The organism is Anaeromassilibacillus sp. An250 (assembly GCF_002159845.1).
GTDB lineage: Bacteria > Bacillota > Clostridia > Oscillospirales > Acutalibacteraceae > Anaeromassilibacillus > Anaeromassilibacillus stercoravium.
The window spans coordinates 146,726-159,034 of sequence record NZ_NFJK01000002.1 but is presented as its reverse complement, the minus strand read 5'-3'; the positions used below and the strand labels follow the sequence as shown (position 1 = coordinate 159,034).

Here is a 12,309-nt window from a genome sequence, read left to right as displayed (position 1 = left end):
CATACCAAAGGAGGAGGCTTTCAAATGCCGCGCTATAGGATGGTCGTCCACGGGCGCGTACAGGGCGTAGGGTTCCGTTGGACATGCCTGCAAAACGCCAAAAAAAACGGCCTGACCGGTTGGGTCCGCAATCGGGCCGACGGCGCTGTCGAATTGGAGGCCCAGGGGCCGGATGAGGCAGTGGCGGCCTTTTCCGCTGGGATTCGCCGCGGAAATGGATACAGCTTCATCGACCACATCGAAATGCGGTCGGTCGCTGAAAAGCCATCGGAATCCGCATTCCATGTGCTCTATTAGTATTTTTTCTTCGATGAACCAAAAATCTGAACAAAGAACCACTCTGGGAGGCAACTGCTATGAATATTCTCGCGATTGGCGATGTTGTGGGCAGCATCGGCTGCAAATTTTTACGGGCACATTTGCCCCAACTGAAAAAGGTTAAGGGGGTGGACCTCGTCATTGCAAATGGAGAAAACTCCGCCGATGGGAACGGGATTACGCCCACCTCCGCCCGCTTTCTGTTTGACAGCGGCGTGGATGTGATTACCGCTGGGAACCACACCTTCCGCCGCAAGGAATCCTATGAACTCTTTGATTCCTGTGAGACGCTCCTGCGCCCGGCCAATTTCCCTTCCCTTGCTCCTGGCCGTGGTTTCTGTGTTGTGGATATGGGGCGCATCCAGGTAGGCGTCCTCAATCTGATGGGGGTCGTCTACATGGAAAGCATGGATTCTCCTTTCGACGTTGCGGACCGCATCCTTGCGGAAGGAGTCCCAAAGATCACGCTGGTCGATATGCACGCGGAAGCCACCGGGGAGAAGCGCTCCCTCGCCTATTATCTGGACGGGCGCGTCTCCGCTGTCTTTGGCACGCATACGCACGTCCAAACAGCGGACGAAGGTATTTTAGACAACGGCACCGGCTATATCTCCGACCTGGGGATGACCGGACCGAAGCGTTCCGTGCTCGGCGTGAAGCCGGAGCTTGTCATCCAAAAAATGCGCACAAAGATGCCGGTGCGTTTCGATCTTGCAGATGGCGCTTGTCAAATGGGGTGCGTTCTTTTTACAATTGACGAAAAAACGGGCAAAACCACGGCAATAGAACGCCTTCTAATCGAATAAATACTGGAAATCGCAAAAAGAATTGCTAGTTATTCCTCTTTTCCGCTTGAAACTTTGTACAAAATGTTTTATCATAAAGGGGGAAAAACCTGCGATGGTTTCGTAAATTTCCAATACAAGGGACGTTGGAGGGATGGCTTTATGGAACCTTTAAAAGTGTCGTCAAAGTCCGCACCGAACGCAGTGGCCGGCGCAATCGCCGGAGTCATCCGTGAGTCTGGAAGCGCAGAACTACAAGCCGTGGGTGCAGGCGCTGCAAATCAGGCGATTAAAGCGGTTGCCATTGCCCGCGGATATCTCGCCCCTGCCGGGATCGATCTCGTATGTATCCCGGCGTTCGCCAGTGTTGTAATCGATGGCGAAGAACGCACGGCTATCCGCTTAATTGTGGAACAAAGATGATGAAAAAAAGGGTTCCCGCGCGGGATAACCTGCCCGAGACGTTTGGCAGGATTCCCGTGCGGGACCCTTTTTTGCGGGTTCTATCCGCTTGTTCGCCTATCTTCGCTTTTTTATGGCAATAATATCGATTGAATCCCAGTGGGGAATATGGTATAATATGCAATAAAATCCCTAAAGTAACGAGTAGAAAATTAAGCAAAGAAACACAGCCGTGGCTATAAAAATATTACCGAGGGAGTGTTCGAAGTGATCAATGGAACCGAATTGCGGGATGCCATCATTTCTGGTGCCAACAATATTGCAAAGCATAAAACCTCTGTAGACGAGTTAAATATTTTTCCTGTTCCGGATGGCGATACCGGGACGAATATGAGCATGACGATGGGCGCCGCCGCGCGGGATTTGGAAAATGCACAGGGTGGCATTGGCGAAATTGCGCACAAAGCGGCTTCCGCCCTTTTGCGTGGGGCCAGAGGGAATTCCGGCGTAATCCTCTCCCTCCTGTTCCGCGGTTTTTCAAAAGGGATAGAGGGCTGCGAAGAAATCGATGGCACAGAACTGGCAAATGCGCTTGGTATCGGTGTGGAAGCTGCCTACAAAGCCGTTATGAAGCCGACCGAGGGGACCATTCTGACGGTTTCCCGTGTAGCCTATGAAAAAGGCAAAGCGGCCGCCGAGATCGACAACGACCCGGTCTATGTGTGGAGTGCCATCTGCAAGGGAGCTGCCGAAGCATTGGAGGAAACACCGGAGCTGCTGCCCGTCTTGAAGAAGGCCGGCGTGGTGGATGCCGGCGGCAAGGGTTTGTGCCACATCTTTGACGGTATGATGTCCGTCTTTAAAGATCACAAAATAATCGTGAACGAAGCCCCGGCGGACGTTTCCAACTTGAGTGCAGACGAATTTTTCCGCAATGCTGCGGCGGAATTCGATCAGGAGATCCATTTCACCTATTGCACCGAATTTATTGTGGGACGCGACCCGGATTGCGAAAAAGATCCGCAGGAGCTTCGCCAGTATCTGGAAGGGATCGGCGACTGTGTAGTTGTTGTGGACGATGAAGAGATCATCAAAGTGCATGTGCATACGGAAGAGCCCGGCAATGCGCTTCAAGCGGCGCTTGTATTTGGCCAGCTTCTTACCGTTAAGATCGAGAATATGAAAGAGCAGCACCGCAAGGCGGCGGAAGCCAACGAAGCGGCAAAAGCAAAAGCGGCTGCGGAAAAGGAACCGCTATCCCCGGCGGAACCCACGGAGGAAATCGGATTTGTATCCGTTGCAGTGGGCGAAGGCCTCAAGACGCTCTTCACCGATCTGGGTTGCGCCCACGTGGTGAGCGGCGGCCAGACGATGAATCCCAGTACAAACGACATTCTGGAAGCGGTGCTGGCGACCCCGGCAAAGACCGTCATGGTTCTTCCGAACAATAAGAACATCATTATGGCGGCAGAGCAGACGGTACCGCTTGTGAAGGACCGCAAGGTGATCGTCCTTCCGACGCGCACCATCCCGCAGGGGCTTTCTGCGATGCTGGCCTATGACCCGGACGTTTCCACGGAGCAAAACGCCGTTACCATGATGGAAGCCGCTGGAAACGTGGCGACTGGAACCGTAACGTTCGCAGCGCGCGATTCGGAATATAACGGGCATAAGATTCACGAGGGAGACATCCTCGGCCTGCGCAACGGCAAAATGGAACTGGTGGAGAAGGACATCATCCACACATGCAGCAAATTGACCCGCTCCATGGTGAACCGCAGCACGTCCTTTATCACCATCATCTATGGTGAGGAGATCACAGAAGCCCAGGCAAACGATGCATATAACCGGATCAAGTCCAAAATCAGCAACGACATCGAGGTCACTTTGGTTAACGGCGGCCAGCCCGTCTATTACTTCATCATCTCCGTCGAATAACCAAGCTGAGCTTGGAGGCAGACAGCCGGCGCGTACCTTGCTGCTGGAAAGAAGTCCTGTGTTCGCCGGACAGAAAGCGCCCGCTCCCGGAGGGCCGAAAATTCAAAGCCATCTAATGCATGAACCGGTGGTTTCTTTCTGCGTTTAACCATCTCTCATTGCTGCGCTTGGAGGCAAACATGGCCGGCGCGTATCTTGCTGCTGAAAAGGAGCCCGGTGTTCGCCGGACAGAAAGCGCCCGCTCCCGGAGGGCCGAAAATTCAAAGCCATCTAATGCATGAATCGGTGGTTTCTTCCTGTGTTTAACCATCTCCTATTGCTGCGCTTGGAGGCAGACAGCCGGCGCGTGCCTTGTTGCTGAAAAGAACCCCTGTGTTGGCCGGACAGAAAGCACCCGCTTCCGGAGAGCCGAAGATTCAAAGCCATCTAATGCATGAATCAGTGGTTTCTTCCTGCGCTTAACCATCTCCCACTGCTGAGCTTGGAGGCAAACAGCCGGCGCGTATCTTGCTGCTGAAAAGGAGCCCGGTGTTCGCCGGACAGAAAGCGCCCGCTCCCGGGATGCTGAAAACGCCAGATTTACGAATTCATAAAGAATACGTGTGTTTCAAAAGCCGGAGAAATCCGGCTTTTGTTGATTCTAGGATGGTAAGGAAGGTGGAAAGCATGTCTTTGTTTTCTATGCCGATTCAAGAATTGAAGGGTGTGGGGCCAAAGCGCGCCAAGCTGTTTGAAAGAATCGGCGCTCCCAGCGTAGGCGCTTTGCTGCGCCTCTATCCGCGCGCCTATCAAGACATGACCGCCCCCTATCCCATCCGGCAAGCTCCGCTAAACGAGCCCTGTGCCATACGGGCAACGCTGTACCGCCCGCCCACGGAAACACGGGTCCGCGGCGGGATGCTTCTTTGTAAATGCCGGGTGACCGATGGAGAAAGCGATCTGGAAATCACATTCTTTAACAATCCTTACGTCAAAGACCGCTTGATCGAGGGAGAATCGTATCTATTTTATGGGAAGGTATCCGCGAATTTTTTGAAACGCGAAATGCTGTCCCCGGAATTCTATCCAGAAGCGAGCTGCCCCGCGATCATCCCCATCTACCGGCAGACGCAGGGGCTCAGTTCCCGAATGATCGCCAACGCTGTCAAAAATGCGTTTTTGCTCCTCCCGCGGGATCTGCGCGACCCCATCCCGGAACCGCTGCGAAGGCAGCAACAGCTTTGGCCGCTCCGGGATGCCTTGGAGACGGTCCACTTTCCCCGCACGATGGACGGCCTTCGAAGCGCACGCCGCCGTATGATCTTTGAGGAACTGCTGGTGCTTCAATTGGGGCTTCTGCGCATGAAAAGCCGGAAACGCGGAGAAAGCCCCCTGCGCTTGACAAAGGACTGCACCGAAGAATTCTACCGCCTCCTGCCCTTCACACCCACAAATGCGCAAAAACGCGCTGTACGGGAGGCAATGACGGACATGATGGGCAGCAGCCCTATGAACCGCCTGGTGCAGGGGGACGTGGGCTCCGGCAAGACCGCCGTGGCCGCTGCGCTGTGCTACAATGTGATCGAAAATGGCATGCAGGCCGCGCTGATGGCGCCCACGGAAATCCTCGCGCGGCAGCACTATGCGACCCTCTCCGCGATTCTCGCGCCTACTGGCATCCCCATTGCGCTGTTAACCGGTTCCCTAGCCGCTGGCAAAAAGAAAAAGCTGGCGGAACAGCTCCAATCCGGTGAGATTCGCCTGGTAATCGGCACGCACGCGTTGCTCTCCGAGGGCGTTGCATTCCAAAACTTGGGCCTTGTCGTCACGGACGAACAACACCGCTTCGGCGTGGCGCAGCGCGCAACGCTTTCCTCCAAAGGGAACAACCCTCATCTGCTGGTCATGAGCGCAACCCCCATCCCCCGCACGCTTGCGCTGATGATCTACGGCGATCTCGATCTCTCAGTCCTGGATGAACTTCCTCCCGGCCGCCAGAAGATCGAAACCTACGCCATTGACAGCTCCAAACGCATGCGCGCTTTCCGCTATATGCAGAAGCACATCGATCAGGGGTTGCAATGCTACATCATCTGCCCCACCATCGAAGAGGGCGAAAACGACATGGCGGCGGTTACGCAGTATGCGGAAAAGCTGCGCACGGAATGGATGCCCGGCAACCGCATCGGTGTACTGCACGGCCGTATGAAGGCCAAGGAAAAGGAAGCGGTGATGTCGGATTTCGCCGCTGGACAGTTGGACATTCTGGTTTCCACCACGGTGGTGGAGGTGGGCGTTGATGTGCCGAATGCGGTCGTGATGCTGATCGAGAACGCCGAACGGTATGGCCTGTCGCAATTGCATCAGCTCCGCGGGCGCGTCGGGCGCGGTACCCACCGTTCGACCTGTATTTTACTCTCCGACGCGCAAAATGAAGAGGCCCTCACGCGCTTACAGGTGATGTGCCGCACCTCCAATGGATTTGAGATCGCCGATGAAGACCTCCGTCTGCGCGGCCCGGGCGATTTCTTCGGTTCCCGGCAACACGGCTTGCCCGACCTGAAAATTGCAGATATGGCGCAGGACATGGAGATCTTAAAACAGGCGCAGCAGGCAGCCCACACGATTTTGACACAGGATTTCGCATTGGAGCAGCCGGAACATCGCGGCTTGCGTGCGGAGGTCAACCAACTCTTCCAGACGCTGGTAGGCGGTTAAGCGAACTCCATTGCGCTTCCATCGGCCATTCCCGCAGTTTTTATCCATGAAAACGCAATCCCCAGGGATCCATCCATCAGGACTCCTGGGGATTTTCTGTTGCTATAAACAAACTTATGCGGTTCGAATCCGGACCGTACTGCCGCCGTCCCGGTCTTTCCCAACAATAATCTGCGCTGCGATGCGGTTTTTGAGCTCGCTGACATGGGAGATGATCCCGATGGTACGCCCCATGTGCTGCAATTGCGCCAACGCCTTCATCGCGGTGTCCAGCGTCTCCTGATCCAGCGAACCGAAGCCCTCGTCGATGAACAGGGAATCCAAATGGACCCCGCCGGAGTAGCTCTGCACCACGTCGGAGAGGCCAAAGGCCAGCGACAGGGAAGCGAGAAACAGCTCCCCGCCGGAGAGCGTCTCTACCGCGCGCGCCCCACCGGTATAGGCGTCGATGACCTCCAGGTCCAATCCGCCCAATGCATTTCCGCTGGTCGCTCCTACCACACGGCTGAGGCTGTACCTTCCAGAGCTCAATGTGGCAAAGAACTGGTTGGCCGAAGAGAGGATGTCGTCCAGCATCACGCCCAAGACGAACTGATGCAGCGGGACTTTACATGCATTTTTGCCCGACAGGAGCGCTGCCAGACGGTTGGTGCGCCCATATTCCTCCTCCAACTTTTTCCCTTTTTCCTCCAACTTGCGCAGGCGCCCCAGCGATTCCTTTGCCGCAAGAGCCGTTTGCTCCAGCTTCCCGACGGCCTGGGCGGCCTGGGCGGCGGCCTCCTGCGCCTGCGCTTGCCTTTTCTGCTGGGCATTGAGATCCGGCTGTTCCTTACCCGACAGTTCCCTCTGCAAGCGGCTGATCTGCTGGTCGGCGCTCGCTATGGCGGCATCGTAGGCTTGTATGGTGTGTTCCAGGGATTCCATCCGCTCCGGGGAAAGCAAGAGGGAGGCATAGTCCACCTGCTGTTCGAAGCCGGATTCCTCCAATGCCTGTTGCAGCCGCTGTGCTGCGGCGCTTTCCGCTGCTTGTGCCTCCCGGTGCGCCTGTGCAGCACTGTCGCATACGGCGTTTGCCGTTGCCGCGTCCCGCTGCGCTGCGTTTGCACGCTCCTCGATTTTGGCCGCTGCATCGGCATTTTTCTTTGCCTGCGAACGCACCTCCGTCAACCGTTGGTCAATCGCCGGCAAATCCCGCAGCTCGCCCAGTTTGTCCAACATCTCGCGCTCTGCGGATGCCTGTGCTTGCTGCTCGCTGCGCAGGGAGGCGATCTTTTCGTTGGACTGGGAAAGATCCTCCCTCGCCTGTTCGCGCTGTTCCCGGCGCTGCTGGAGCCGTTTTTGAGCGCTTTCCAGCATGTCCGCTGCTTTGCGCGCCCGCTTTAGAGCGTCCTGGGCCTCTTGCAGCCGCTTGCTCGGCTGTGCCGGGTGGGGATGATGCACAGCCCCACAGACCGGGCAAGGTTCCCCTTCCTCCAAGTGTACGGCCAGAGCCGCTGCAGCGTCCTGATCCATCAATAGCTGTACCTGCTCCAACAGGCGCGGCAGCATGGAAATTTGAATTTGTGCGTTCTCTATGTAAACGTTCCCATCGGCCAGCTGACGGTCCGCCGTTTCTAAACGCGCCTGCGCCTCTGCCCGCTGCTTTTCCAGCAAAGCCATCTGCTTCGCATGTTCCGTCCGCTGTCTTCGAAGCTCCTGCCACTTGAGCGCATGTTCCCGCAGGTTGCGCAAGCGCTCCTCTTCCTTTGCCAGCTCCGGCAATTGGGACCGGTAGCGCTCCGCCAAGGGAAGCTGCGCCTGGGCCGCCTTGCATTCGGCCTCCGCTTTTACCAGACTCTGTTGCGCCGCCGCATGTGCTTGCCGTTTTGTGAGCAGCTCCTTTTGCGCTGCCTGATGCGCTGTGAAATAGGGGTATACCCCCGCGGCACGGCGGGCCTGGGCCAAACGGCGGCGATTCGCTTCCATTTCTTCCTGCTTTTGTTCCAATATCTTGCGCTGGGTCTGCTGCTGCTCCAAGGCAGCAAAGCGCTCAGAAAGTGCCTCTGCCGCTCGCAAAGCTGCATTTTCGTTTTGGAATGCCTTTTCCGCGGCCTCCTGCGCCGCCTTGGCCTGAACCAACTGTTCGCGCAGGGCGGCCTCCTTCTCTTCAAGGAGTGGAAGGGTCTCTACCCCTTCCCGTTCCAAAATGGAGCGCTTTGCCGCCTCGAGCTCGCCCGCCTGTTTGCCAAGCGCGGCGGCCATCTCCTTCAAATTGCGCGCCGCACGCTCCCAGCGCCCCGTTGCAAAGAGCGTTTGGAACATCTGCGCTTTATCGCGCGAACTGGACAGGAGCAGCTTTAAAAAATCCCCCTGCGGCAACACAATGACCTGGGAAAACTGCTCGCAGGTGAGGCCCAAGATTTCCTCCGCCTTCTCCCGGACGCGAGACTCCGCACCGGAAAGCAGGAGCTCCCATTCGCCGCCCTCCATCCGGTAGCAGGCGTGCGTCTCCTTTGTCTTGAGCGCGCCGGTTCCACGCGCGGCGTATTGGGACTGCGAGCGCATAAAACGGTACGTCGTGCCCGCCAACTGGAAGATAAAATCGACCATGGTCTCCGCGCCCTTCGGAGCTGCGGCGCAGCGCATACTGCCCCAGCTGCGCCGTCCGCCGGTCGCTTTGCAGTAGAGGGCAAAACACATGGCGTCCAGGATGGTGGTCTTTCCCCCGCCGGTCGCCCCGGTGATCAAAAAGATGGGATTGTCCCCCAGCGCGCGGAAATCCACGGTCGTCTGCTTCAAATAGGAGCCAAACGCCTGCATGGTCACAGAGATTGGTTTCATGATTCCTCCCCCTCCCCGTGCATCGCCTGCAAGAACAGGTTTCGATCCGCCGCATCGGGGTCCAAGCCACAGATTTGCTTGAGGAACGCTTCAAAAATGGAGGCGTCGTCCGTCCTATGGTGCAGCAATTGCTCCCGCAGCCCGGCGCTTTCCCCGGCCCCCGCGCGGGAAAGCCATTGCGAATTGATCCCCAAAAGGTTGGGAAAATAGGGGCGCAGGCGATCCATGGGCATGTACACCGGGGAGTCGTCCAGTAATTCTACATAGAGATAATCCTCGCTGGATGCCCGTTTTCCCAGCTCCAAAAGCTCCTCCATTGTACCGGAAAGGGTCCGCAGGTCGCGCAATGGCTCCACAGGGATGACTTCGCTTTTGACCTGCTCCTCCTCGAATGTGACCATCGTCACCGACTTTCGGTGATGCGCCTCGTCAAAAGAGTACTTGAGCGGGGAACCGGCATAGCGGCCATTTGGCCCCGCCTTCTGCGCCCGGTGAAGATGGCCCAGGGCCACATAGGAAAAGCCCTCGAAACATGCGGGGCTGACCTCGGAGCTTCCCCCGACAAAAGTAGGGCTTTCCGAGGCAGAGGTCTCCCCGCCCATCACAAAGCAGTGTGCGGCGAGCACATTGACCGCGCCAGGGACAAAGCGCTCCCGCACCCGGTCTAATACGGCACGGTAGGCCTCCTGGAACCCCCGCACGTCCACTCCCAGCACCTGCCGTGCCTGGGCGGGCTCGAAGTAGGGCAATAAATAGCAATGTACGCGCTCGGAAAGCAAAACCGGCCGAAAGGCATCTTCCAGCTTTGTGGCGATGGCCACCCCGTTCTCGCGCAGCAGAGGCGCTCCCAGCGCCATGCGGCCAGCGCCGTCGTGATTGCCGCTGATGACCGCAAGCGGTACTCCCAGCCTGTGGGCCTCCTCGATGAAATGGTCAAACAGCTGGATCGCCTCCACCGGCGCAATGGGCCGGTCAAAGACATCGCCCGCCAGCAGAATCAAATCGGGGTGTTCCCGCTCCACAAGGGGCAGGAACACCCGGTCGACAAAATATGTCTGATCCTCTAAGAGGGAGCGCCCAAAGAGCATCTTTCCCAAATGCCAGTCCGAAGTATGCAGAATCCTCATAATGGTACAACCTCGTTGAACACCGCATACGTTTTCGCCGTAATCTTGCGGTCGATATGGAGCGAACCGAAGAACCACTTGTCGTACTGGACACGCTTGACCAGCTCGTCGAAGAAGGCATCCAGCTGGTTGGTAGTGTCCTTTGGGTTGACCTTGTGCGCCGGCATCCCGGGGGCAGGTTCATGCGTGAGGATGTAGTCCACCTGAAACTGGTTGGCGCGCAGGTTATCCACCGCTGTGCGCATTTCCTCCAGGCCGGGCATCTCCTGTTCCCACCATTTTCCCGCCTCTATGTACATCTGCTTTTCCGTGCTCTCCCCGCCGCCAAAGGTAAAGATCTTCTTGCCTTCCAGCTCGTAGACCTGGCCGCGCATCAGGTGGTACAAGTTCCCGCTGATTTGCTGTACTTTCCCGCCGTTCCAATCTGTGATGGGATATTTTTCCAACAGGTCAAAATTCTCGTGCGTCCCGTCCACAAACAAAATCTGATACTTCTTACTGCCAAGCTTTTTCAGGTTCTTTTCCTCTTTCGCCCCGCCGTCCCAAAGAAAGCCGAAATCGCCGCAGACAATCAGCGTATCGCCTTTTTTCAACTTGCGTATCCGGGAATCCTCAAACCGGGCCATCTCCCCATGCATATTTCCGGTAATATAAAGCAAAGAGCTTCCCTCCTTTGTCCTCTGTCAAATTGCCAATTGTAAAGATTTTTTGATCAGCCTTTATCTTTTGCCCAATAGCTGGTATACTTTTTTATAAGGCTATTTTATGCAATCGATGATGCATGTGCGCTGCACAACGATGCTATATATTTTATTATCATATCACATTGGAGGCAAAAGTTCCATGAAAAAAAAGCTCTTTCCCATTCTGTGTTTCTTTTTGGTGCTGTGCTCTATGCTTCCAGCAGCCCAGGCGAGCGCCGCTACCTTTAATATTGATTTTGAAACCTATTCGGCTGCTATCGAGCTGGTGAACCTGGATACGGATACGATCGTCTACCAAAAAAATGCCACAGCCCGGCGGGAGCCTGCTTCTACCACCAAGATCATGACCTTTATCATCGTCAGTGAGCAAATCCAGGATCTCGACAACACCCAAGTTACCGTGACCAAGGAGGTCGTCGACCAACTGCTGGGCACGGGAAGCTCCCTTTCCGGGATTAAGGAAGGCGATGTCCTTACGGTGATGCAGCTGCTCAATTGCATGATGGTCCCTTCCGGAAATGACGCTGCCCTGGTGTTGGCGGATTACGTGAGCAACGGCAACGTTGCCGCCTTTGTTGAGCTGATGAACCAAAAGGCACAGGAGCTTGGCTGCCAGGACACCCATTTCACCAACCCGCATGGGCTGCATGACGACGAACACTATACTACAGCGCACGATCTCTATCTCATTACCAAATACGCGATGTCCCTGCCGCATTTTACGGACATCTGTGACCAGACCCGCTATACCTATACCCCGGTCGGCGGCCCGGAGGCCGGGCAAGAGCGCACGCTGGTGACCACCAACCGCCTGATCGATCCAAACCTGGACCCAGACCTCTATTACCGCTATGCACGCGGCATCAAAACCGGCTCGCATGACCAGGCGGGGTATTGCCTGGTCTCCACCGCGACGAGGGGCGGTTATAGCTATATGTGTGTTGCCTTGGGCTCGCCCAGTGTGGATGAAAACGGCAATAAAATCTCGACCCGCGGTGAGATGATCGATTCCAAGAATTTATACGAATGGGCGTTTAACAGCCTCAGCATGAAGGATGTTTTAAACAGCGAAGACGCGGTCGGGGAAATCGACCTGAAATACGCCTGGAACAAGGATAAGCTGTTGCTGGTGCCTGCCAAAAACTATTCCACCATTATGCCGGACAGCGTAGACGTATCCAGCATCATCCTGACCAAAAATGTCCCTGAGGAAATTGAAGCCCCCGTCAAGAAGGGGCAGAAAATCGGCACAGCGACCTTGAGCTACGCGGGACAGGATCTCGCCACGGTCGATCTGGTGGCAGCGGAGTCAGTGGAGCGCAGCGAGCTGTTGCATTCTGCGGATACCGTTAAGTCGATCTTTACCTCCACTTGGTTCCTCGTGATCGCCGGCATCATTCTCTTCCTACTTCTCATCTATGTGGTCCTTGCATTGATTTATAACCGTAAGAAAAAGAATCTCCGCAAAATTAAGAAATATCGCCGTATGTAATGCATATGTATTTGCTAGAAACCTTT

Annotated in this window: 9 protein-coding genes; 6 read left to right on the top strand and 3 right to left on the bottom strand. The window is 56.0% G+C overall.

Annotated elements, in window-relative coordinates:
- Positions 1–24: 24 nt before the first annotated feature.
- The 5 genes from B5F54_RS02345 (at position 25) to recG (ending at position 6,140) form a co-directional block, all read left to right on the top strand.
- Entirely contained in the window at positions 25–297 is a 273-nt protein-coding gene (locus B5F54_RS02345; protein WP_087229975.1) for an acylphosphatase, read from the top strand.
- Between the two features lie 59 nt (positions 298–356).
- On the top strand, positions 357–1,124 hold the full coding sequence (locus tag B5F54_RS02340; RefSeq protein ID WP_087229973.1) for a TIGR00282 family metallophosphoesterase: 768 nt from the start codon (positions 357–359) through the stop codon (positions 1,122–1,124).
- A 141-nt stretch (positions 1,125–1,265) separates the two neighbouring features.
- Positions 1,266–1,526, top strand: a complete 261-nt coding sequence (locus B5F54_RS02335; protein ID WP_054323577.1) for a stage V sporulation protein S — start codon at positions 1,266–1,268, stop codon at positions 1,524–1,526.
- 246 nt (positions 1,527–1,772) lie between these two features.
- Positions 1,773–3,443, top strand: coding sequence for a DAK2 domain-containing protein (locus B5F54_RS02330; RefSeq protein WP_087229970.1), 1,671 nt, complete (start codon positions 1,773–1,775; stop codon positions 3,441–3,443).
- Between the two features lie 645 nt (positions 3,444–4,088).
- Complete coding sequence (recG, locus tag B5F54_RS02325) at positions 4,089–6,140, top strand: ATP-dependent DNA helicase RecG (protein ID WP_275532219.1); 2,052 nt, start codon at positions 4,089–4,091, stop codon at positions 6,138–6,140.
- Positions 6,141–6,254: 114 nt separating this feature from the next.
- On the opposite strand, the gene B5F54_RS02320 is transcribed toward recG, so the two are convergent.
- From B5F54_RS02320 to B5F54_RS02310, 3 genes are read right to left on the bottom strand one after another with little or no spacing between them, the layout of a single operon-like run.
- Positions 6,255–8,960: an AAA family ATPase gene (locus tag B5F54_RS02320; RefSeq protein WP_087229964.1), complete on the bottom strand. Its 2,706-nt coding sequence runs from the start codon at positions 8,958–8,960 to the stop codon at positions 6,255–6,257.
- Positions 8,957–10,087 carry an exonuclease SbcCD subunit D gene (locus B5F54_RS02315; protein ID WP_087229961.1) on the bottom strand — a complete coding sequence of 377 codons (1,131 nt, stop codon included), beginning with the start codon at positions 10,085–10,087 and terminating at the stop codon, positions 8,957–8,959. The genes B5F54_RS02320 and B5F54_RS02315 overlap by 4 nt, the downstream gene beginning before the upstream one ends.
- Complete coding sequence (locus B5F54_RS02310) at positions 10,084–10,746, bottom strand: metallophosphoesterase (protein ID WP_087229958.1); 663 nt, start codon at positions 10,744–10,746, stop codon at positions 10,084–10,086. The genes B5F54_RS02315 and B5F54_RS02310 overlap by 4 nt, the downstream gene beginning before the upstream one ends.
- A 184-nt stretch (positions 10,747–10,930) precedes the next feature.
- Here B5F54_RS02310 and B5F54_RS02305 point away from each other — a divergent pair, with 184 nt between their 5' ends.
- A complete protein-coding gene (locus tag B5F54_RS02305; protein ID WP_087229955.1) occupies positions 10,931–12,283 on the top strand; it encodes a D-alanyl-D-alanine carboxypeptidase family protein in 1,353 nt (450 codons plus the stop codon).
- Positions 12,284–12,309: the final 26 nt, after the last annotated feature.

What these genes read in the sequence shown, in the direction of transcription:
- B5F54_RS02340 (WP_087229973.1), top strand. Translation starts at nt 357, where the DNA reads ATGAATATTCTCGCGATTGGCGATGTTGTGGGCAGCATCGGCTGCAAA.
- B5F54_RS02335 (WP_054323577.1), top strand. Translation starts at nt 1,266, where the DNA reads ATGGAACCTTTAAAAGTGTCGTCAAAGTCCGCACCGAACGCAGTGGCC.
- B5F54_RS02320 (WP_087229964.1), bottom strand. Translation starts at nt 8,960, where the DNA reads ATGAAACCAATCTCTGTGACCATGCAGGCGTTTGGCTCCTATTTGAAG.
- recG (WP_275532219.1), top strand. Translation starts at nt 4,089, where the DNA reads ATGGTAAGGAAGGTGGAAAGCATGTCTTTGTTTTCTATGCCGATTCAA.
- B5F54_RS02305 (WP_087229955.1), top strand. Translation starts at nt 10,931, where the DNA reads ATGAAAAAAAAGCTCTTTCCCATTCTGTGTTTCTTTTTGGTGCTGTGC.
- B5F54_RS02345 (WP_087229975.1), top strand. Translation starts at nt 25, where the DNA reads ATGCCGCGCTATAGGATGGTCGTCCACGGGCGCGTACAGGGCGTAGGG.
- B5F54_RS02315 (WP_087229961.1), bottom strand. Translation starts at nt 10,087, where the DNA reads ATGAGGATTCTGCATACTTCGGACTGGCATTTGGGAAAGATGCTCTTT.